The following is a 21,952-nucleotide window of genomic DNA, read 5'->3' as shown; positions in this document are numbered from 1 at the left end:
ATGGCCGATCGTAGCGCCCGCCTGGACTTCATCCTGGCCCTGACCGACAAGGTCACCGCGCCCCTGGGCAAGGTGAAGATGGGCTTTTCCGAGCTGACCGAGCAAAGCGAAAAGAACATCAAGACCATGGGCATGGGCCTGGCCGGTGTGACGGGTGCTTTTGTTGGCATCAACGAATCACTGCAGCCCGCGTTGGAGATGAACCGCGCCCTGGGCGAGGTCAAATCCCTGGGTGTGGCCGAAGATGCGCTGGCGGCTTTGAATCAGAAGGCCCTGGATTTCTCGGTGAACTATGGCGAGAACGCCCGTGATTTTGTGGCGTCGGCCTACAGCATTGAGGGCGCTATCAAGGGCCTCACGGGCAGCCAGCTGGCGACCTTCACCAACACCAGCAATCTGTTAGCCAAGGCCACCAAATCCGACGCCGAGACCATGGGCGCCTACGTGGGCACCATGTACAACCTGTTCAAAGGCCAGGCTGACGCCATGGGCAAGGGCGAATGGGTTGAAAAGCTCGGCGGGCAGACTGCCCTGGCGGTGCAGCTGTTCCGCACCGACGGCGCCCAGCTCAAGGACGCCTTCAAGGAAGTGGGTTCTATCGCGACCGCTGCCGGCGTTGATATTGCCGAGCAGTTCGCGGTGATCGGCTCGCTGAGCAGCACCATGGAAGGCGGTGACGCCGGCGGGCGTTACAAGGCGTTCTTCGAAAACCTGGGCGCTGCGTCCGAAAAAATGGGCTTGAAGTTCACCGACTCCAACGGCAAGGCACTGCCCATGCTGCAGATCATGGACAAGCTGCAGGGCAAGCTGGGCGACCTGACCAGTGCGTCGGCCAGCGCCAAGCTGATGGAAGCGTTTGGCGGGGAGGGCGCGCAGGTGATCAGCTCCCTGGCCAAGGACACCGACCGCCTGCGCAACGGCATGGAAAAGCTGGGCAAGGTGCGCGGCCTTGAGGACGCGCAGAAAATGGCCATGGACATGGTCGACCCTTGGCAACAGTTCGGGGCGGCGGTCGAAGCGCTGCGCATCGCCTTTGGCCAGGCACTGATTCCGATCCTGACGCCGTTGATGGCCAAGCTGTCGGGCATCGCCGGCACCATGACCCGATGGACGCAGATGTTCCCCAACATCACCCGGGTGATCGGCATTGTCACGCTGACGATCCTGGCGCTGATCGCGGTCATGTCCCTGCTGACCTTCGCCGTCGGCGCCGGCCGTATGGCGTGGCTGGCCATGGTCACCGTCTGGAAAGTGGTGCAGATGATCAGTCTGCGTACCACCGCCGTGTTCCTGCTGCAGAAGCTGATCATGCTGACCTACATCACCGTGGTCTATGGCCTGACCGCCGTACTTGGCCTGGTGCGCGGCGTCATGCTGCTTTGGCAGGGCGCGATCTGGCTGGTCAACGCCGCGCTGCTGGCCAACCCCGTGGTGTGGATCGTAATCGGCGTTATGGCCCTGGTCGCGGCGGTGATCGCCGCCGTTGTGTACTGGGACGAGTGGACGGCCGCGCTGATGAACAGCGAGGCGTTCAAGTGGGTCAGCGACCAGCTGACTGCGCTGTCGGACTGGTTCGCCTCGATGGGCGGCTGGTCTGGGATGGCAAAAGCCGCGTGGGACGGGATCGTGGCGATCTTTCACACGGCAATCAACGGCCTGATCGAGATGCTGAACAAGATCCCCGGCGTCGACATTGAAACCCGCTTCGGCGCCATGCCCGAGGTGCCCGGTACCGACATTGGCGTCAACACCATGGACAGCGCTGCAGCCGCGCAGCGCGCCCAGCAGACCATCAATGCGGCCATTCCAAGCCTGTCACCGGCGCGGCCCAACGCCGTGCCCCAGGGTGGGCTGCTGACGAGCATCCAGAACAACAACAGCAGCCAGAGCAGGGGCATGCATGTGGAGAAAGTCGAGATCCACAACAGCAAGCCTATGACCTCCCTGGAGATGGAAAACATGGTTGCCATGTCGGTGGGCGGATGAGCGAGTACATCGATCTTTTGATTGTTGGCAATGACCTAGTGCTGGATCCGTCGCGTCAGCCGCTGCTGATCGATGACCGGGCCAGCATTGCCCAGGACATCGCTCACATGATCCGCGACAGCGGCCTGTTGGTCACCCTGGTGGCCGAGCGCGATCGGCTCAAGCAACGCGACTGCATCCAGCAACTGGAACTGCTGGTGGAGGCCGACGAGCGCCTGGTACCGGGCACGGCGCAGATCACCCAGCTGCAGCCAGGCCAGTACCTGGTCACGGCAACAACCCTGAAATTCGGCAATATCGAGGTGACTTTGTGAGTGACGTAGATTTCAAGCAGGCGCTGGCCGACGCCGGCATTCCAACCACCGAGGCGGGGCTCCTGCAGGCGTGGGAAAAGGAAGTGGCAGCCCAGGGCAGTAAGTTGAGCAACACCAGCGCCTATTCGCCGTTCTGGCGGGTGGTGCGTGCCCTGGTGACCAAACCGGTGCTGTGGATTCTGGATTTTTTCGTGGCCACGGTACTGCCCAACTTTTTCGTCAAGACCGCTGTAGACGCCTGGCTCGACATGCTGGCCTGGGCGGTCAACGTCGAGCGTAAGGGCGCTACCAAGGCCAAGGGCTTTTTGCTGTTCACCCGCGAAGCTGCCGGCGGCGCCCTGGAAGTCCCAGCCGGAACGTTGGTGCAGTCCGCATCAATCAACGGCCATATCTACCAGGTGGTCACCACCGCCGTGGGTATCTTCGCCGATGGGCTGATGCAGCTGCAGATCCCGGTCGAAGCGGTCGACACCGGCGCCGGTTTCAACCTGGCCCCGGGTTATTACGCGATCTTGCCGGTACCGGTACCGGGCATTGCCCAGGTGGTGAACACCGACGGCTGGTTGACCACACCAGGTGCAGATCCTGAGCCCAACGACGAGCTGCGTTTGCGTACCCGCAACCAGTTTTCAGCGGTCAACCAGTGGCACACCGACGCGGTGTATCGCGCCATGATCTCGGCCTTCCCAGGCGTGCGCCCGGATGGCGTGTATTTCCAGCACGGCGCGCCACGTGGCCCGGGCAGTGCAAATGCCTTTGTGTTGTTCGATGCGGACGTGCCGGCGGCGACATACCTGGAGCAAATCAACGCGCATATCCGCGACCAGGGCAACCATGGCCACGGCGACGACCTGTTGGTGATGGTCATGCCTGAAACCCAGCACGCCGTGAAGTTGGAGATCTGGCCGCGCTCGACATTGACCACTGAACAGCGGGCAACCCTCAAAGACAACGCTGCGCTGTTCGTGCGTGCCGCATTCCGTGACAGCACCGCTACGGATTTCCAGCCAACGCTGACCTACCCGCAGTCGCGGTTTTCATTCAGCCGCCTGGGCGAAGAGCTTCACCAGCAGTTCGCCGGCATCGAGTCATTGCGCTTTGCCAATGCCGACATCATCAGCGAACTGAACATTCCACGGATCCAGAGCCTGGAGGTGTTGTTGCGTGATTAAGATCAACTTGCCGTTCTGGCTCGATGGTACCGAGCTGACCAAGCTCAAGGCTGCCGCCCAATCCTGGTGGGAAAACGTCGAGTGCTGGCTGCGCTGGCCGCTGCTGCAGATGGACGCCGATACCTGTCACCTCACCGTGCTGGACCTGTTGGCCTGGCAGCGCGACATCACCCGCTTCAAGGGCGAGCCCGAGACCTTGTACCGCCTGCGGGTTAAGTACGCCTTTATCAATGCCGTCGACGCCGGCAGCACCGCCGGCATGAAACGCATCCTGGAGCGCCTGGGCGTCGGTTATGTCGAGATCGAGGAGCGACAGGCCGGTCGTGACTGGGACGTGGTGTTGCTGCGTTTCTCTGACTCCCAGCTCTCGCAGAACCCCGAGCTGCTGCGCGTGCTGATTCAGCAGTACGGCCGCACTTGCCGGCGCTATGACTTTTCCACCATCACACCGATCCCGGTGCAAATCGCCCTTGTCCACTTTCACGACGATCAGCAAACGCTGGTCGCCCGCATTTAGGAGCCCCCATGGGAGCCAGTATTACCCTTGCAGGTGAAAGCCTGATCGCGCAGAAGCAAGCCGCCAATGCGGGCTTGAAAGTCAGTCGATTCATCTTCGCCAACGTGCCCGGTTTGAACCCCGATGCGCCCGTGGACCGTGCCGCGCCGAAGCCGGCGGCAGGGCAGATTGTCTACATGCACGAGATCGCGACCGAACATGCGGGCTATGTGAATCCAGACCAGGTGGTGTACAGCGCGCAGATCGGTTCTGACGTTGGTGACTGGGACTTCAACTGGATCGGTCTGGAAACTTCCGAAGGCGTGCTTTTTGCCGTTGCCTATGTGCCGGCTCAGCAAAAACGCCGCAACGTTCCGCCTTTGCAAGTCGGCAACAACCTGACCCGCAACTTCCTTGTTGCTTTCGACGGTGCCCTGGCAGTCACCGGCATTACTATTGATGCAAGCACCTGGCAGCACGACTTCACCGTGCGTCTGGCTGGCATTGATGAGCGTGAACGCCTGAGCAACCGCGATGTGTACGGGCGCGCCTGTTTTTTCGGCAGTTCCCTGCAGTTGGAAAAGGTCGCCGGTGCCTATCAGCTCAAGCCTGGAACCGCTTACGTCGAAGGCATCCGACTAGTACAGACAGCGGCGTTGTCGGTTGTACCGCCGGCGTTGCCTGCCAAAGCCTGGTTGGACGTCGTTTTACAACGCGAACTGAGCGACCTAGTAGCCAGCTGGACGGTGGTTTTCGGTGCCGGTAAGGCCGATTACACGGACGCCTTGGGCGTGAGGCACTACTGCGTAGCCATTGCGGACTTGACCACCGCTGGTGTGACAGACGTCCGGCCTGTGGAAGCAATTAGCGGTCCGCTGGTGCAACAATTCGCCTTGCGTACCGGGGACTACGCACAACTGCGTGCCCGTGCAACCACCAAGGACGATGTGGAGCTGGGCAACATTCCCAATGCCATCAGCGACGATTTTGAAACCAACAGTAGTTCGATCCTGGCCACAACCAAGGCTGTTAAAGCGGCGGCATCAGTTATCTGGACTGCTATCGCAAATATCGTTTCCGGCGCGACAGTGGTGGGGAAAGCCGCAAGGCTTGCAGTTGCTCGCAGGATCACCGTGAACGGCGCCGTTAACGGTAGTGTCGACTTCGACGGCAGCGGCGACGTGGTGCTGACTGTATCGCAGGCGCAGGCATCCGAAGGCGTTGCGGGCACGGCCAGAGTAGCTACCCAGCCAGGGACAGACGCGGGCATCGATGACACAACCTTCATTTCTCCGAAAAAACTGCGCTGGGGGTTTAACGGGAGTTGGACGGTCAACGGTTTTATAGTTTTTCCAACATGGCTGGGCGGCGTGATTATTCAATGGGGCGAAGGAGTGGTGCAGACCGCAGCGGATTCGGTGCAGACCGTGGCTTTCCCGCTGACCTTCCCTAACAGCTGTTTTCAAGTGAATGCCGGAACCTCTGCGACTGGTACGACAGATGATGCGCATTACATTCTTACTGGCAAATCGCTCTCCAACGCCACTTTCAAGCAAGAGTCGGACAACTTTTCGGTCCATAACATCAAACCTACGTTTATGGCGATTGGGCGCTGAATGATGAAAACTTACTTTGCACCATCGACCTATGGCTTTTACCAACAGTCGTTCAATTCGAGTATTCCAAGCGATGCGATCGTGATTACTCAGGACACTTACAGGCAGCTCGCACTGACGCCGCTGCCAGACGGTTTTTCGATCGGTCTTGATGCTGTTGGCTATCCGGCGTTAGTACCGACGATTCCGAATCTTGAAAGCCTTCATGCGCAAAAAAGCGAATTGATAAATCGCAGCTGCGAAAGCGCCATCACTGCCGGGTTTTGGTCCGACGCGTTGGGCGAACCTCATCAATACGGTAGTCAGTTAGGCGATCAATTGAATCTTACCGGGACTATCCAGGCGGGTTTGGACTCCCTATACCCCTGCCGCGATGAGGCCGGTGTAAAGGATTTTAGAAGCCATACGTTCGCGCAGATTCGCCAAGTGGGAGACGATTTTACCGCCTTCAAACTGCAGATACTGCAGAAGGCTAACCAGCTTAAAAAACGGCTCGACCAGGCTTTGGTGGATTTGGATCTGGCCACGCTGGAGTCGTTGACCTGGGAGAGTGAGTCTTGATGACTTGGGCACCGGTGACCATGCGCTGGCCCGAGCAGTCCACCGAGTGGATGGGCCAACTGGCAGCGGCTCAGGATCTCGCCGGCGGCGAGCTGGCCAGCACAGCGAAACGCTTGGCGGGTTTGGACGGCATGACAAGCACCAACCCGGGGCCGGTGGGCGACGCGGCCAAGGACGCGATCGAGGCCGGCCGTGCCGCATTGGCCGGGCAGATGGGCGAGGCACCGGCCTGCCTGGCCGTGACGCCGTTTCAAAGCGGTGTAGGACAGGGCCGTGGTCACCAGCGTTTTCTGTCCGCGCCGAACTTGCTGCAGCAGCTGGCCGCCAAACTGGTCGACGCCACTGATAGCGGCCGGCCGGCTGGCCCTCAATATGCCTTGTCGCTGATGTTCCTGGGCACGCGCCTGGATCAGTTCGCCGAGACCCTGGCACGCTTCAATGCTCTGTTGCCAATTCCTGAACTGGTGCGCGCCGAACGCCGGGCGCGGAACCTGTCGCGCCTGGAGACTGAAAAGTGGGAGATCCCCAGCGCTGGACCATTGCCGCTCTGGTCGTCGCTGCCCTTGGAGCGCTGCACGGTGGTCAAAGCGGCCAAGCAATCCATGGCCGGCCAGATCGCCGTCCTGGAGAGCTACGCAGCCGACAGCTCGCCCATGGGGGACTTGGCGGCGCTGGCCGGCCGTAAAGCTGCCCAGCAGCAGGACCGCGATAAGCAGTTGAACGATCTGAAAGGGCTGCTGGCCGGCGGGAATGCCGATCACAGCATGCGCGCGCGGATCCTGGGCCCAGGCGACAACGGCGAGTTGCGCCGTGCGTTACTGCTGGGTGATGCACCAGGGCATGAGTGGGTGCTGTGCGCCGGCGTGCTATTGGTCGGTTCGCGGGATGGCCTGAGCTTTGTTCGGGAGTTGGTTGGCCTATGACGCTATTACTCGACGGTCAGCAGATCCTGGGCAAACGCCTGAAAATCACGGCCAACCTGCGTATCGAGAGCGACGATCTTTCGGGGCAAACCAGCAACAGCCAGACGGCGCACAAGGGCTTCAAGCCCAAAACCCTGACGGTATCGTTGGCCATCCCCTTTGTTGACCAGGTGCAACTGCGTAGCCTGATGCGCTTGGCCGAGGCCACTGCCGGCGGTGGGCAGCTCCACATGTACCGCATCGTCAACGACACCGCTGCAGCCTTCGGGATACGCGAGGTGCAGTTCTCCGACGGTGTGAGCGCTAGGGAGGACGACATCCTTAATCAGTGGCTGGTGCAGTTCACCCTATCTGAAAAACTGTCCAACCCTGAGCGGGTAGAAAACCGTCGTGCCAGCAACAGCGTTACGTCGCAATCCGGCCCAGGTTCGGCGGTCGGCGGCGCCCCTGGTGGTGACGGCACCGGCGCCCCTGAGGAACTGAGCGGCTTTGAACGGACCTTGAAAAAGGTCGACGACTGGCTGGCCCCCACACCATGAAACTGCACAAGGTACTGACGATCGGCGGCACGCCTTACCCACTGATCAAGGACGAAGTCCGGCTGGACATTAAAAGCCCCGGCCGAGCGACCTTCACCATCCAGGGCGGTACCCCAGTCAAAGGCTTGGTGATGCTCGATGTTGGTTACAACGACGGCCCGCTGCAGCGCCACTTCATTGGTTTTGTTGAGCGCTCGACCGCGATCAACAGCGTGCAGCAGATCCTGGTCTGCCGCGAACTGGCGGCGATCCTGTCGCAGCCTATGCCGTTGAACCTGCGTCACGTCGACCTGCAGGGCGTGCTAGCCGAAGTCAGCGACAAGACTGGCCTGCGATTCCGCGTGCCGAACAAGGCCTATGCCAAGCTCAAGGCCCCGTTTTTCTACAGCTTGGCTGCCGGCTACCTGGCGATGGACAGCCTGGCCAGCGTATTCAGCATCCCCGACTTTATCTGGCAGCAGCAGGGCGACGGAGAAGTGTTTGTGGGCAGTTGGGCCGACAGCTTCTTCGGGATCCGCCCGCCGCTGCAGTTGCCTATCGAACTGTTCGACGGCTACCAAGGCAACCAGAGCGCAATGATCGCTGCCCTTCCAGGACTGCGCCCAGGTGCAACCATCAATCAGGGCGAGAGGATCACCAGCGTGACCCTTGCCGGCAACCAAATGGCGATCAAATGGACGACGCAATCCGTCGCAGCGTAGAGCGGCAATTCCCCGAACTCACCGGTGGCTACCACCTTCCGCGCTTTGGCCGCGTGGTCGCCGTACCCGATGCGCCGACCGCACCTGGTCTGTGCGACGACTTCCGGCCGCGCTTTGGCGTCGATGTGGAAGTGCTGTTGCCTGATGGCGAGCCAGATCCTGACCTACCGATCCTGACCGGCCTGCCGCTGCCAGCGCCGATGGGGGGGCAAGAGGCGGGTATGTTCGGCTTTCCGGAGGAGGGCACCACCGTGGTGGTTAGTTTTGCCTACGGCCTGCCGCATAAGCCCTTTATCACGCAGATCCTGCCGCAAGGCCTGAGTCTGCCCCGGGTGCCGAAGGGGGACCAGCTGTGGCAGCACAGCGAGGCCTGTCAACAGCGTGTCGACGCCGACGGTAACTGGCTGCGCCAAACGGATGGCAAGATCCAGGACAAAGCGATCGAGCGGGAAGTGGAGGCGATGCAGAACACGGAGAGCTTCCAGAGTCACACCAGGACGGTGGATGACCATTCAACCGAGTCAGTGGGTGGGATCAAGAAGATCGAGGCACTGGGCGCGCTCAAGCTGATGTCAGGTGGATCCGCGAGCCTGGCGGCGGTGGATGATCTGCACCAGGCGACCGGGCGGGATTTCAACCTGGTGGTGGGGCAAAAGCATAACGCCACGGTGGGCGGCGACATGCAAGAGCAGATCCAGGGGCTGCGCAAAAGCGTAGCGGGGATCAGTCAGCGCCTGCAGGCGCCCAAGACTTGGTTGGGGTCGGAGTCGGTAAACGTGTTGCAGGTGTTGTGTGATTTGCTCGACCTGGTGCAGCAGATGAACACTCAACTGTCTGTGCATACACATGTACCAGGGCCGACACCAAGTCCTGCAGACGCTAGTCAGTTCACCACTAAAGCAGCCGCAGCAAAAGCGCTTGCGGCTAAACTTAAACCTATTACTGCCTAGCAGTTAAATTGGTACCTCTGCGTTGCCAGAGCGCGCCAGATTACTTCGATTCAGCCAAAACCAATTTTGGGTTAAGTAGTTTTCTCAGTTTGCTTTGCATAGGCAGTTCAAAGAAGTAATAGCTTGCAAAACAGATTGGAATGAGTGTTGCTATAAATACTATAAAGGATAGATTGGTGTAAAAAAAATCGCGATCAAGGCCTAACCATCCAGCAATGATTATGAAAAGTAATTGAAGTGGGAAGTGGATAAGGTATGACGAATAACTTAAGTGCCCGATAAATGAGACTCTGCGGCCCAAAGTGCCTCTGCGTGTTTCAATCAGCGCAAGCGATATAATAGTCATCGGGAACAGAAGGATAGATATCGCATAAATCCAAACTTTGCTGGCGAGTTTAATTACTAGGTCCTGACCTTGCTGTGGAAGTATGTGGCCTAGGATATCAGCAGAGATTTTAGACGGTAGCCCAGATTGAAACTCTAGGATAACCCATACCCACGCCGCCGCTGCAACGAGCCAAAATGTAGGAATCAATCGATCACCCGTAGGTGACTGTCTCAGCCAGTTATAGCCGTGGAAGGCGATCCCGCCAGCAAAGAACGACACAATGCCACGCCCAATTTCGGGGCTAACCTTGGCGACACCCATGCCCAGCAGCACCAGAAAAATTAGCATAGGGATACGTGCTGCTCCCCTGAAGCAAAGTATGAAGAATGCAACGTACAAAAGGACTTCTACCGACACGGACCAGATAGGACCGTTAAAAGATGCACCGTCTTGGAATCCCCAATTGGAAGCCATAAAGATGTTCAAGATTAAATGGAAGGTGTCGTTAGTTTTATATACGAAGAATTCATTATTTGATGAGTGGTAAATCCACTGTCCGACGATCACAATTGTCAGGGTTAGGATGTGCAGTGGGTATAGACGTGAGAGCCGCATCACGAAAAATTTGTACCCGCTAACTTTTCCGTCCGTAATAGACTTTGCATACAACCAAAAGAATACAAACCCGGACAGGGAAAAAAAGAAATCTACGGCGATCCAACCCCAGTGGTAAAAAAAAGACAACTGCTGATAGAAAGGTTGGTCACTCATTCTATAGCTGGCGTCTATCGGGCCTGCGTAAAGGAAGTGCTGCCAGTGCCAAAGTAATACAGTCAAGGCTGCAAGGCCTCTCACTGCATCTAGCGAATAAAATCGGGATGGGATGGGGTTAGGTAGCGGGGACATTTAAACGGGGCTCACTTCAGATCTAAACACGATGGGATGTGATGTCCCATGCATCCTTGTGCATGAAAACCGATACACAATAAAGCCTTTCCGTACAAACCCTAAGCACTTCTTGCTGGCGCCGCGCTATCACCATCGTCTACCTGGGCGAATCGGTGAGCTGTCGGTCGTGCTCTGGAATTTCTGCGCCTCGAAAAAAATTTCCTGAAAAAGCACTTATCCCCCTCCCGCCGACGGGCTTTGTGTCCCTTTTTTGTGCAAACGGCTAGTGGGTGCAAACGAGGCTCCCGCCCAAGTCCGCTGCGGGGTCTGCGGGATGTTTCGCAATTGCACAGAGTGCAAGGCTTTGCAAAAAAGTGCAGTGGCTTTGCGCATGCGTCAGGGGGCGGCAGGGGAGTGGTCACTTAGACGAGGTGCCCGGTTTACGGGGGCTATGGTTGTGAAAACCTGCTGCAGGCGGTGTTTTCGTTTTCGGAACCGCTCATATCAGGGGCCTACCAGCCGCTGTCGAGCCCTACGTAAAAACGACTGTGAGGCCCAGCCTGTAAGGGTTTCCGGCATTCTGAGACATTGCACAGCATCGCCATCAATTTCCGGTTGTCAGTACCCGTCAAGAGCGTGTGGAAAAAAACGCCAAGAAGGTTAGCGCATGGCTATTTTTCAGGCGAGGGGTGGGAAAAGGGTAATTTTAGTAATCGGTAGGTCAGAACGGGCTGTAGCCCTTACAGAACGGGGCTTTCAGCCATTACTTTGGAGGGTAATATAAGGTAACGAGAGAGGTAATATTTTATTCAAGTCCCCATTTTACTGGGTTTGGCGGCTCACTGACATTACTAGCCCTGAAAGTAATTTTCTAACCATTTACTTACCTTATTATTACCTCTATAAAACTATATCAACTACCTGATTTTATTAGGCTTTATCCGATTTTTCGCAGCTCATTACCAAAATTACCTTTTTCCCATGCCTCAACATAAATCGTTCAAAACGTCTGTTGTGACCGTTTTCTGCAACCTGGTGCATTTAAGCCATGGGACTGCCATGGGACAGATCCTGCGCGCACCACCGGGCTGCAGCCCTTATAAACCGGGGGCCTTGGTTCCGAAAATCGAGAACGGGTAGTTTCGAATCTCTCCTTCACCGCCACATTAAGTAAACACAAACCCCCGGTTTTCCTAGAGAAAGCCGGGGGTTTGTGGTTTCTGGCACCTGAAAAAAAGGCCATAAAGGCTCAATGTGGGGACTGGCGGTATTTCTTCTGAACTGTCCTCAGACATGTCTGCGCGATAGGTCCAGAATGGGTTAACAGCCTTCCTTACTTGTTGAGCAGGCTGTCCGTCAAAACTGATTGACCCCCCACCTACACATTCAAGGGCGATTCACACAGCATCGAAATCGTTTGTAATCCATCCGCCTACCCGGACTGCGTAAAATGACCACTCGACCGAAGCCTAAGCTCAATCTACGCATTCTGATTCTTATCTTTGTACTGCTTGCTGCAATCGCGACCCTCGCCAACAGCTTCTGGGTGATGTTCAAGATTCAGAAGCAGGAGTTGATTGAGAATGCGCTGCAAGTGAACAAAGCCTACGCCTCTCGGATCGCCAAGAGTGTCGAACAGGTGCTCAATTCCGACCTCGACAAATTGAAGTATGGCTCAGTCGTCATCGGCAAAGCGTTTGAAGATAAGCACGCTTTGGCAGAAGAAACGCAGCGGTTGTTTGGGCAGGATGCCAGTTTCAACTCCGTACTTGTCGCCGACTCAGCGGGAACTATTATTGCGTCAGCTCCCGAAAGCTTTCGCCTCAATGGCCGGGTTTTGCAACACAAGGAGCCACTCAACCTTCGCGTGCCGAGAATCAGCAACGCCTTTAAGTCCATAGCAGGCAATCTGGTGATCTTTATCAACCAGCCCGTATTTGGCACGAAAGGAGAGTACTTGGGCCTGATAGGGGGCAGTGTTCAACTTGAGCAAAAAAATACGCTCCAGGCCATGATGGACACAAATGTGCGTAAGGATGGCGCGAATGTCTATCTAGTCGACAGCAGCCGTCGGGTGCTTTATCACAGCCGTCCCGAACAAATCGGAAACATCACTGGAAAGAGCGTGATCGCCGATGCGGCACTTAGCCAGGACGCAGGTGTTTTGCAGGCTGCGGATGAAAATGGAGTGGAAATGCTCGCGGGCTTCGCCAAAGTGCCGAGCAGCGGCTGGGGGGTGATCTCGCAGCAGCCACTCGAAAATATACACGCTGTTCTACGTCAGACAATGGTCAAGGTTGCGTTGGGCACAGCCCCACTTGCCTTTTTCGGAATCGTTTTGATCTGGTGGCTGGGAGCGCGGATCTCAGCGCCGCTGTCCAGGCTCGCCGATTGTGCCAAGCGACTGGACACCCCCGACAGCTACGACCTTATCAGTGCAGTACCGGCGCACTATTTCGAGAGTTGGCAGATTCGCAGGGCGTTGCTGCTTGGCGCCACCCTGTTACAGGAGAAGATCGGCAAGCTTAACCTGCAAGCACAAACCGATGCGCTGACCGGGCTGGCCAACCGCCGGGCGATGGAAGATGTCCTGTTGCGTTGGCAAGATGCTGACAGAGCGTTCGCAGTTGTTTCCATGGACATCGACCACTTCAAACGGGTGAACGATACATTTGGCCATGGTGTGGGCGATCAAACGCTGAGGGCTATCGCAGAACTGATGCAGCACAACTCAAGGTCTAACGACTTGCCCTGCCGGGTCGGTGGGGAAGAGTTCGTATTGTTATTGCCCAATAGTTCGCTTCAAGCGGCAACGGATGTCGCAGAGCGGCTGCGTGCCTCGATCGAAGCCGCAGAGATCGTTACTGTCGGGCACATCACTGTTTCGCTGGGCGTCGCGCTATGGCAACCGGGAGGGGATTCGGTATCCGTTGTGCTTGAGAGGGCTGACAAGTTGTTGTACCAGGCCAAGCAGGGCGGTCGTAATCGCGTGGTGGCGCAGCAGCCTTGATGGCGCGCGTGATCTGCAGGGGAGCACGCTGTTTTGGAAAAGCGGCACTATTACCTCTCGACACGACGGCCACCGACTCGCCCGTCTTCAGCAAGAGGCTGGAATGGGTTTGCCGGCAATGGCTGGCCCTCACCATCATCGACTTTGTGCAATGTATCCGATCCATGAAGGACACCTACCGCAAGATGGGTTGTTCGTTTACCGTGGCATTTCCGGTGAGCAGTTCCATAGTAACAACGCTTCGTAGTCTTCTACCGTCGACACATGCGGTAGCCGCTCCAGTACGTGGCGCAGCCACGTATAGGGCTCTTGGCCGTTGATCTTCGCGGTCTCGACCAAACTATAGATCTGCGCACTGGCGCTCGCCCCTTTGGGTGTGTCGCTGAACAGCCAAGCCTTGCGTCCAATAACAAACGGCTTTATTGCGCGCTCTGCCGCGTTGTTGTCGATCGGTAAAAAACCAGCCTCAACGTAACGCTCCAGCCGACTCCAGTTGTTCGCCAGATAATTAACTGCCTTGCCCAGCGCACTTTGCGGCGTCACTTGGGATTGGGTTTTATCCAGCCAGCTTTTCAGTTGGGCCAGGATCGGCAGGCTCTTTTCCTGGCGACCGGTGAACCGCTGTTCATCGCTGATGTCCTTGAGATCACGCTCGACACCGTACAGCTTATTGATCATCGCCAGCGCGATATCGGCACGCCCAGTCTTGCCCTTGGGCTGCACTTTTTGTGCGTCCACGAACTTGCGCCGCGCATGAGCCATACACGCCAGCCGCTCCACACCCGGTTGCAACGCCAATGCGTTGTAACCCGCGTAATCATCAGTCATCAAGTAACCGCGATAACTTTCCAGCAGACGCAATGGCACATCCTGCGCTCGGCTGGAGGTGTAATCAAACAATACGACTTTGCGATACGGCGGGCCGCTGGCTTGTACCCACATCCAGGATTGGCTGGTCGGGTCTCGATCCGGTTCCTTGAGTACCTGGACGCGGGTTTCATCGCAATGGATCACCGGACTTTCCAGTAATCGATCACGCATCAGGTTCAGCAGTGGCTGGAAATGCTCGCTGCACTGGATCACCCAGCGCGCCAAGGTCTGGCGCGGGATATCGATGCCGTGACGGGCAAGGACTTTTTCGAATCGATGCAGGGGTAGGCCATCGACGTACTTGGTCGTCAGCAACATCGCCAACACGCTCGGGCTGGCCATGCTCTTTTCAATCAACTGAGACGGTTTGTCGGTGGTGACCGGGGCCGTTTCGCAGCCACGGCAGCCGTAAACCTTGCGGATATGTTTGATCACCCGGATCTGCCTCGGCACGATATCCAGCTGCTCGCTGGTTTCTTCGCCGATGGCATGCTTGCGGCAACCGCAGGCACAGGTCAGTTCATGTTCGGGCAGGTCATGGATGACTTCGATGCGCGGCAGGTCAGCGGACAGAGGCTTGCGTTTGCCACGGCGTTTCGCCGGGCCGACAACGTCCTCTTCGGTGTCGTCGGTGGCGGGTGCAGCAACATTTTCTGCTTCGTCAAACAGCACCAGTTGTGGTGTCGTCGAATCAGCACTTTGCTCAGACTTGCGCCCGAATAGACGCTGACGAAGCAGCGCGTTCTCTTCTTCGAGAACAGCGACCTTGGACTGCATATAGGCAAGCAATTGCTTGAGCGCAGCAGGGTCATCAGGCAGTTGATCGGGCAGGGAAATCATGCCGCGGATTATACCTGTCAGGCGACAAATCTTGGAGTCACAACCTGATGCGGACGGTTGCGCCAGAGGTCAAAGCCGTCGAGCAACCAGTTCAATTCCTGGACGCTCAATACGATAGCCTCATCGGTGGCCTCTGGAGAGGTTTTGAACCGTTCGGATTCAAGGCGTTTGAGCCAAAGGCAGAAGCCGTTGCGCTCCCAATAAAGGATTTTCACTCGGGTGCGGTGGCGATTCAGAAAAACAAAAAGAACGGGGTCGAATACCGCCACTTTAATATCCAGTTCGACGAGAGCGGCGAGGCCGTCAATGGATTTTCGGAAGTCTACGGGCTTGGGGTAGAGGTAGACTTTTTCGACTTTGGCGTCGGGACGCATCATAGGATGCTGGCTCCTGAAAAGAATCGGGAGGACAGCATCGGCGATCAACTCTGATCTTTGAATGTGGGGATCATGGATCCCTTACTTTTAAATCAACAGCACAGCTTTCCTCAGATCATCGGCGTGCTACTCACTGAATAGTCCCGGATTTTCTAAGCGCTTCCGACACTCAGTTTTTGGCCATTAACTGCCATTCTGGAAAGACAGAAATGTGTCGATACAAGGAGAACGGGGGCGGATTGACTTAATCTTCGTATTTTTGGCGAATTAAATGTATCTGTCGCCTGTTCTGCCTTTTCGGGTCCATTGTTCAGGCGTGCAGCGATAGCTTTACACTATTCACCCGCTCATGGTTTTTGAATTGGAATAAAGCTTATTCCGAATACGTATTGCCTACTGTTAATTTTGACAGGTATATGTTTTTTTTTAGGTGTGTACGTTGTTGTCTCTGTTTTTGATTTTTTCGTGGAGGCGTTATGAAGAATTGGGCGTATTCAGTTTTTTCTGAAAGTGTTCGGGGTGAACCGGTGTTCACAGTGTTAAAGGTAATGCAGTCGGATGCGAAACCTCCGGATACCAGAATATCTTATGACGAGTATAGTTTTCGAGAAGGCTGGGCTGAGTGTCCCCACGATGTGGGGGCGGGATGGATTCTTATGGGGGAGGACAGTTATTTTAATCCTTTATTTTTGGGGCGTATTAAACGTGATGGGTTTTCAGTTTTGCCACAAAGTAAAAATAATGTAAAATTTAAAGTTTACAATTTTTTTGGTATGGATAATTATCGAACGTGTTATGTGAATGTTGATGTTAATAGTCATGGTGTAGATGATGTTGCGAGAATGTTGTTGTCTTATTATAAAGGGGGGTTCAATCTCGGGGTCGGATTCCAAGGGGGGGATCCTGACTCACCCAATCGTTTGTTTAGAAGTATTACGAGATTAACGTATACCAATTTTTCAGCGGTTGAGTATATTGATCGGACGATCCGAAAAGGCGATATGGACTCGCGTCACTTTAAGAACTTACTGTGGGCGGCGGTTGCCGAAAATACCGTGGCTAAAATACCTGCGGCACAAAAAATGGCACTCACCAGCGCGGGTAAAACTTTATCGGAGTATAATCTTGATCCGACCTTTCCAATCGTTGCGAAATGGGCACTTGAGCCAGGTCAGGGGTGGGGTGTAGATTGGGCGGATATTGGTTTGGATTTTGTGTTCGATTTCGTTACGGAGTTGGTTGACGCTGCTGTATAAGTTTCTTGGTGAGTGAGGGGGTTATGCTCCCTCACTATTTTTAGTATTGGTATGGAAAGAATGGGGGCAGATTTATTTAACCTCTAAAGGACCTGTCACTCACAGTGAAATTGTTGGTGTTGAGATTGCTGTCCCCTCTCTTATTTTAATATCATCGACTTTTCGAAATTACACCCATCATGTATTGATTTAAATCGCGCAGATCGTTAATCGTCCAAGCGTGCGGCGGTACCTTCACGCCGTTCTCTCGCAACGTTCTTGGAATCAAGTCTCCATTGGGGCGGAGTATTACCGACGATACAATAACGCCCGGATAATCATTGAGTCGTTTCTTGAAAACAGGTGTTGTCAGGTTAGGTGTAGGAGGGTTGCTCTTATTCGCGAGTGGTCCTGTTCCCTTGAGATCTGCCCCGTGGCACATGGCACACCGGTGTAAGAACAGGTTTTTCCCATTGGCACTGTCCGCGAAGGACAGGGGTGTATGGATTAGCGATAACATTCCCAGCGTGGCGATGAACACTGTTTTCATTTTTATAGGGTCTTGTTGTATGAGTCAGGTCTGAATCGAGGGCAGGCCCCAGCAGGTGTACGCAGGCTAGTGTATAGACGAGCCGTTGAATTCTAAAGCGGGTGCTGTGGCATCAAATGCGAGACAAACAAAACCCCTGGTTTCGGGAGAGGCCAGGGGTTTTGTGATTTCTTTGGTTTGAAAACGTGGTGTTCTTAGATCATGTGCGCGGCATATCCATCCGCCGCGCTATGACATCCAGCAAGTCGCAACCGTCTCGCAGGGGAATTGAACACAGCAGGGCAAAGTCACTGAGCACAACCACATCACTACTTATTTCACTACGTAGTGCAAGATTCTCCATAACCTGAGTAACAGATTTGAACAATCTCGCTCAGATCCACGCAATTCCCTTGAATGATGGGGGGTAGGTGGTCAGCCGGAACCTACAATCGTAGGCATGCGCCTCGATTGAAGTAGTCTCTTTCTGAAACGTCAAAACCACCCCTGTACGCGTCTTACCTCCGCTATGGCGCCTTCTTATAGTCGTGCGCCTCAGTCACTTGGAGGTGCACGCATGCAGGGACCCTACGCATTTATCAATGAACGACCGCAGCCTTATCCGCTGCTCAAACTAAGCCTGGCGCTTGATCCGCATACACAGACCAAATTCGACACCCTCAACCAGCACATCCGTAACACGCTGGTGTTGCCTGGGCAGTTGGTGATCATCGGGGATAGCCGAACTGCCGCTTGCACCGCTGAAGAGGCGCAGCTGATGCGTTCGGCGCTGAATATAAAACTCGCCCTGTTGGCATACTCCGCAACCGACCAGTTCCTGATCAAAAACTATGATCAGTTGCAGGCCATCTTGTCCTATTCGTCCGTTGGTATCGGCAGTGCCAGCAGTGCTTGGAGCAAGCACTTGGCGCAAGTGGAGAAGACCCTTATGGAAATCGAGGATTTGCATCAGCAGTACTTGAGAAAGGGCACCACGGGGGCGCGGGAGGAGTTTCTGGTTAAGCGTAGAGCGCTGTTTGCGAGGTTGGATAGCCAACTCTCGGGGATGGCGCGCTTTGGTACGGGGTTGAGAAACCAAGGTTCGATTAAAAAGATGCTGGGGATTTCCAGTAAAAGCTACTGGCAGCATGGAGAAATTCGGGGGTATGAGGAGCGGGTCAAGCGATTAGCCAAGGCTTCGCAGGTGTTGAAGACGGGGACTTACATTGGTATAGCGCTGGATGTTGGGGCGACGGCGTTGGAGTTATCGGAGGCGTGTTCCACTGGGCGTGAGCAAGAGTGTATGCAGGCGAAGTATGTTGAAGGGGGTAAATTGGTGCTGGGGGTTGGTGGTGCATCCGCGGGCGGGGTGTTTGGTGCTCCTATCGGTGTCGCCGCCTGCATGATTGTTTTTGGCGTACCCACAGCAGGTGCCGGAGCGTTGGCATGTGCCATTGTCGGCGGTGCCGCAGGCGGACTTGCTGGAGGTAAGATCGGAAGCGCCTTGGGAGAAGGCACAGGGAAATTTCTCTATAGGGCTGTGAGGGCTTAAATGGTCTTTGAATATATCGGCATGTGCGCTGGGGTCGTCATGATATTAAGCTTCCCGCTCTTTTTTTGTGCCATGTTCAAAAAGCTCGACGCAGCAGAGCGCTATGTGGAGGGCAGCGCTTACATCGCTGTGCACAGGGATATTATTCGTCATGCTCCCTTTGATGGAAGGCCTCAGCGGCTGGTTGCTATGGGTATCATCATTCTTATTCCAAAAATATTTCAATGGAGGCGTTTAGTACGGGTTGAGGACGTTGAAAAAATCCCACGACATCTCAAGTACTGGATGGTCATACCGACACTGATTAGTTTCACATCCCTTACCGTGATGTGTATCAGCTGGCTTTTTATAGGGAAATAATCCGAACTGTGTAATACGAGCGACGCTCTGTCGCCCTCAATGCCTATGCCGATGATGCACATCTGGAAAATGCGCATGGCTATGCCGCATCACACTATGAACATGCACATGACTATGCGGCTGCGCCGGGTCCCACTCAAACCCATGCTCATGCTGATGATGCTCATCATGCACATGCCGGTGCCCGTGTTCCGTCGCCTCATGCAGATGCTCATGGGCATGCCGCTCCGTCAGGTGCAGCCACACGCCCACGGCCATTAACGCCGATGCAATCCAGAACGCCAGCGTCACTGACTCCCCGAAGGCCAGCAAGGCCACCGTAGCGCCGAGGAACGGCGCCGTCGAGAAGTACGCCCCGGTGCGCGCACTGCCCAGCCCGCGCAGCGCCAGCACAAACATGACCAGGCTGATGCCATACCCCAAAAAACCCACCAGCAAGATAGGCGCGAGCTGCGCCGCGCCCGGCATCTGCGCCCCGAGGTACAGCGCCAAACTGCAATTCACCGCCCCGGCAATCAACCCTTTGGCGCCAGCGATAAACAGCGCGTCCGACGCAGACACTTTGCGCGTCAGGTTGTTATCAACCCCCCAGCACAAACAGGCCACTGCCACGGCAACCGGGCCGATCCAGTCGTGGCTTACGCCGCCGCCGTCGGACCATGACAGCACCACGCCGCCCACTACTATCGAGATCATCCCAAGGACGATGCGCCGGTCGGCGTTTTCTCTGAACACCAGCCAGGCGATAACGGCGGTCAGCACCGATTCAAGGTTGAGCATCAGGGAGGCGGTCGCGCCTGCGGTGCGGGTCAGGCCGAACATCAATGCAACCGGCCCGAGGATGCCGCCGAACGCGATGGCGCCGATCAGCCACGGCCATTCAGATTGCGTCAGCCCGGTGGGTTTCCAGCCGCGATCACGAATAAGGCGCACAGTGGCAAGGCCGATGCCGCTACCGAGGTAGAGCAGGCCCGCGAGCAACACGGGCGAGAGGCCCAGGCCGAGGCTTTTGGCGAGCGGGGTGCTGGCGCCGAAAAGGGCGGCTGCGGCGAGTGCGTAAACAATGCTGAGGTTCATGGGCCGTCCTCGGAAGTCAGGCCCATGATACGTCGCTTGCCAGGGTCAGCGCCCTGACAACTTCCTACTTACTGCGCGTTTTTCAGCTTGATCACATCACCCGAGATCTTGGTGGTGTAACCATTCAGTACCCAGGCCCAGAACCATTTTTCCTGCACTTGGGTGTTGATCAGCGCGTCGCCGCCTTTGGCCTTGATGGCCGCATCCTGGGCGCGCACGAAGCGGCTGTTCTGACCGATCGGGATGATGCCGAGCAACATAACGCCGGTGGCGCTGCCTTCACTGTGGCCCAAAACGGTGTATTGGCTGCTGTCGTACTGCGGGGATTTGATGGCGGTGCCGGTGCAGCCTGCGAGCGCGAAACCGAGAACAGCTGCTGCAACCACTTTACTGACGTACTTCACTGGGTAACTCCATGGGCAAAAATCGAGATCCAATTCTCGAAGGGGCGCCACTCTAATCGCCGTACTGGCAGATTGAAATAAATTACCTGCAAGTTTCATCTTCAAGCCTGCACGTACACCCAAGCCGTCAGGCCCGAAGCCAACGCCACTGACACGCGCTTGTAGTCCGACACTTCATACGCATCCGCCGCCGCCAGTTCCTGCTCGTTGATCTGAAAGACCATGCCTTCAACACTGGCGGCTTTTTCCTCAGTCGGCGCGACAATCGGGTGGTGGGTCTTGCCGCTGGTGGCCAGCACTTCGGGGTCGGTGATTTCTACCCAGCTTTGCGAGTAGCCGAGCATCGCGTCGTGCTGGCCGACTAATTCGCGGCCGAAGTTGGCGAGTTGCACGGCTTTGTCCTGCAGGGTGCCGTAGGAAAATAACAGCACGGGGAATTGGGTGGAGTGTTCCATGGGTATTCCTTGAGAGGGGCTGTGCTGGACGTTAGGCGTTTTACTATATAGCGATGTGATGGCAGAGCCCAACGTTGAAAACACCGAAGAGCACATGTGGGAGCTGGCTTGTTGTGGCAAGCCCGCTCGCCACAACAGGCCTGCTCACACATTTTTGACCGCGTTCGGTCAGTTAGAGGTGCAGCCAGGCTAGGCTGCCTAGGGCCACTGCGACGGTGCCGGCGGTGTAGGACATGCGTTTGAGCCATTCCTTGCGCGTGAGTAACGTAATTGCGGCCAACGAAATCGCGATCTGAATCGCGGTCATCGCCTGGGCCCAGCGGTGGTGCTGGTGCAGGGCTTCCTCGGATTTCTGATCCCACTCCTTGGAGGTGGCCTCAAGCCTCTCGGCCTGTTTGCGCACTTCTTCCTTCTGGCCCTTGTAACGCTCGATCTCATCCTTGTAATGCGCGGCATCCACGCCGGGAATGTGGGTGGCCAGTTCAGCCAGGTTTTGTCGGCTGGATTTGGCCTGGTAGTAATTCCACTGGTTGGCGGCTTCGGTCTTGCTGATGGCGGCGTTGTTCTTGTCCATCGCCGCTTCGCTTTCGGTGGAGCCGGCCTGGTAGCTGAGCATGGCGCCAAGGGTGGCCATCAGGGCGGTCATCACGGCGATACGACTGGCGAAATTGTCACCGCGCCCGTGCGCATGTTCGGTGGTGTGTTCGATGTGTTTTTCGTGGGGGCTGGGGACTTCGAAGGCTTCGGACATGGGGGCGTCTATGAAGGG

The 21,952-nt window shown here is 56.2% G+C and carries 22 protein-coding genes and 1 pseudogene; 14 read left to right on the top strand and 9 right to left on the bottom strand.

What is annotated here, in order from left to right; translation table 11 throughout:
* From K0P33_RS24235 to K0P33_RS24190, 10 genes are read left to right on the top strand one after another with little or no spacing between them, the layout of a single operon-like run.
* A complete protein-coding gene (locus tag K0P33_RS24235) occupies positions 1-1,986 on the top strand; it encodes a phage tail tape measure protein (RefSeq protein WP_242151948.1) in 1,986 nt (661 codons plus the stop codon).
* A complete protein-coding gene (locus K0P33_RS24230) occupies positions 1,983-2,300 on the top strand; it encodes a DUF2590 family protein (RefSeq protein ID WP_242151946.1) in 318 nt (105 codons plus the stop codon). The genes K0P33_RS24235 and K0P33_RS24230 overlap by 4 nt, the downstream gene beginning before the upstream one ends.
* A complete protein-coding gene (locus K0P33_RS24225; protein WP_242151943.1) occupies positions 2,297-3,472 on the top strand; it encodes a baseplate J/gp47 family protein in 1,176 nt (391 codons plus the stop codon). Before K0P33_RS24230 ends, K0P33_RS24225 begins: the two co-directional genes overlap by 4 nt.
* Positions 3,465-3,989, top strand: a complete 525-nt coding sequence (locus K0P33_RS24220; protein WP_242151941.1) for a phage tail protein — start codon at positions 3,465-3,467, stop codon at positions 3,987-3,989. Before K0P33_RS24225 ends, K0P33_RS24220 begins: the two co-directional genes overlap by 8 nt.
* Positions 3,990-3,997: 8 nt before the next feature.
* Complete coding sequence (locus tag K0P33_RS24215) at positions 3,998-5,584, top strand: phage tail protein (RefSeq protein ID WP_242151937.1); 1,587 nt, start codon at positions 3,998-4,000, stop codon at positions 5,582-5,584.
* Entirely contained in the window at positions 5,585-6,145 is a 561-nt protein-coding gene (locus tag K0P33_RS24210) for a hypothetical protein (RefSeq protein ID WP_242151933.1), read from the top strand.
* Positions 6,145-7,068 (top strand): hypothetical protein, encoded by a 924-nt coding sequence (locus tag K0P33_RS24205; protein ID WP_242151930.1) that lies wholly within the window; start codon positions 6,145-6,147, stop codon positions 7,066-7,068. The genes K0P33_RS24210 and K0P33_RS24205 overlap by 1 nt, the downstream gene beginning before the upstream one ends.
* Complete coding sequence (locus K0P33_RS24200) at positions 7,065-7,607, top strand: DNA-binding protein (RefSeq protein ID WP_242151927.1); 543 nt, start codon at positions 7,065-7,067, stop codon at positions 7,605-7,607. Before K0P33_RS24205 ends, K0P33_RS24200 begins: the two co-directional genes overlap by 4 nt.
* Positions 7,604-8,308: a hypothetical protein gene (locus K0P33_RS24195; RefSeq protein WP_242151924.1), complete on the top strand. Its 705-nt coding sequence runs from the start codon at positions 7,604-7,606 to the stop codon at positions 8,306-8,308. The genes K0P33_RS24200 and K0P33_RS24195 overlap by 4 nt, the downstream gene beginning before the upstream one ends.
* Entirely contained in the window at positions 8,281-9,258 is a 978-nt protein-coding gene (locus K0P33_RS24190; protein WP_242151921.1) for a hypothetical protein, read from the top strand. The genes K0P33_RS24195 and K0P33_RS24190 overlap by 28 nt, the downstream gene beginning before the upstream one ends.
* A gap of 40 nt (positions 9,259-9,298) precedes the next feature.
* On the opposite strand, the gene K0P33_RS24185 is transcribed toward K0P33_RS24190, so the two are convergent.
* Complete coding sequence (locus tag K0P33_RS24185) at positions 9,299-10,492, bottom strand: acyltransferase (RefSeq protein ID WP_242151919.1); 1,194 nt, start codon at positions 10,490-10,492, stop codon at positions 9,299-9,301.
* 1,432 nt (positions 10,493-11,924) lie between these two features.
* Here K0P33_RS24185 and K0P33_RS24180 point away from each other — a divergent pair.
* Positions 11,925-13,484, top strand: a complete 1,560-nt coding sequence (locus tag K0P33_RS24180) for a diguanylate cyclase (protein WP_242151915.1) — start codon at positions 11,925-11,927, stop codon at positions 13,482-13,484.
* 198 nt (positions 13,485-13,682) lie between these two features.
* Here the strand turns inward: K0P33_RS24180 and K0P33_RS24175 are convergent, their stop codons facing one another.
* Together K0P33_RS24175 and tnpB are read right to left on the bottom strand one after the other, a co-directional pair.
* The gene (locus K0P33_RS24175) at positions 13,683-15,194 is read right to left on the bottom strand and encodes an IS66 family transposase (protein WP_242151912.1); all 1,512 of its coding nucleotides are present in this window, start codon (positions 15,192-15,194) and stop codon (positions 13,683-13,685) included.
* A gap of 17 nt (positions 15,195-15,211) precedes the next feature.
* A complete protein-coding gene (tnpB, locus tag K0P33_RS24170; protein WP_242151908.1) occupies positions 15,212-15,571 on the bottom strand; it encodes an IS66 family insertion sequence element accessory protein TnpB in 360 nt (119 codons plus the stop codon).
* A 476-nt stretch (positions 15,572-16,047) separates the two neighbouring features.
* On the opposite strand from tnpB, the gene K0P33_RS24165 reads away from it, so the two are divergent.
* The gene (locus K0P33_RS24165; RefSeq protein ID WP_242151905.1) at positions 16,048-16,827 is read left to right on the top strand and encodes a hypothetical protein; all 780 of its coding nucleotides are present in this window, start codon (positions 16,048-16,050) and stop codon (positions 16,825-16,827) included.
* A 151-nt stretch (positions 16,828-16,978) separates the two neighbouring features.
* Here K0P33_RS24165 and K0P33_RS24160 read toward each other — a convergent pair whose 3' ends face one another.
* Both K0P33_RS24160 and K0P33_RS24155 read right to left on the bottom strand, forming a co-directional pair.
* Positions 16,979-17,356 carry a cytochrome c gene (locus tag K0P33_RS24160; protein WP_242151902.1) on the bottom strand — a complete coding sequence of 126 codons (378 nt, stop codon included), beginning with the start codon at positions 17,354-17,356 and terminating at the stop codon, positions 16,979-16,981.
* A 199-nt stretch (positions 17,357-17,555) separates the two neighbouring features.
* Positions 17,556-17,717: pseudogene (locus K0P33_RS24155) on the bottom strand (short-chain dehydrogenase); the annotation flags it as partial.
* Positions 17,718-17,912: 195 nt separating this feature from the next.
* Here K0P33_RS24155 and K0P33_RS24150 point away from each other — a divergent pair.
* Both K0P33_RS24150 and K0P33_RS24145 read left to right on the top strand, forming a co-directional pair.
* Positions 17,913-18,887, top strand: a complete 975-nt coding sequence (locus K0P33_RS24150) for a hypothetical protein (RefSeq protein ID WP_242151900.1) — start codon at positions 17,913-17,915, stop codon at positions 18,885-18,887.
* Positions 18,888-19,247, top strand: a complete 360-nt coding sequence (locus K0P33_RS24145; RefSeq protein ID WP_242151897.1) for a hypothetical protein — start codon at positions 18,888-18,890, stop codon at positions 19,245-19,247.
* Between the two features lie 36 nt (positions 19,248-19,283).
* On the opposite strand, the gene K0P33_RS24140 is transcribed toward K0P33_RS24145, so the two are convergent.
* The 4 genes from K0P33_RS24140 to K0P33_RS24125 all read right to left on the bottom strand — a co-directional run bounded on the left by K0P33_RS24140 (position 19,284) and on the right by K0P33_RS24125 (position 21,934).
* Positions 19,284-20,324, bottom strand: coding sequence for a DMT family transporter (locus K0P33_RS24140; protein ID WP_242151895.1), 1,041 nt, complete (start codon positions 20,322-20,324; stop codon positions 19,284-19,286).
* 68 nt (positions 20,325-20,392) lie between these two features.
* Positions 20,393-20,728 carry a hypothetical protein gene (locus tag K0P33_RS24135; protein ID WP_242151892.1) on the bottom strand — a complete coding sequence of 112 codons (336 nt, stop codon included), beginning with the start codon at positions 20,726-20,728 and terminating at the stop codon, positions 20,393-20,395.
* Positions 20,729-20,829: 101 nt separating this feature from the next.
* Positions 20,830-21,183, bottom strand: coding sequence for a gamma-glutamylcyclotransferase family protein (locus K0P33_RS24130; protein ID WP_094950323.1), 354 nt, complete (start codon positions 21,181-21,183; stop codon positions 20,830-20,832).
* A 172-nt stretch (positions 21,184-21,355) separates the two neighbouring features.
* Complete coding sequence (locus K0P33_RS24125) at positions 21,356-21,934, bottom strand: DUF4337 domain-containing protein (RefSeq protein ID WP_094950322.1); 579 nt, start codon at positions 21,932-21,934, stop codon at positions 21,356-21,358.
* Positions 21,935-21,952: the final 18 nt, after the last annotated feature.

This window comes from Pseudomonas sp. ArH3a, assembly GCF_022648765.1.
In the GTDB taxonomy this organism is placed as follows: Bacteria; Pseudomonadota; Gammaproteobacteria; order Pseudomonadales; family Pseudomonadaceae; genus Aquipseudomonas.
The sequence above is the reverse complement of the archived record's forward strand: the minus strand, read 5'-3'. Positions and strand labels throughout refer to the sequence as shown.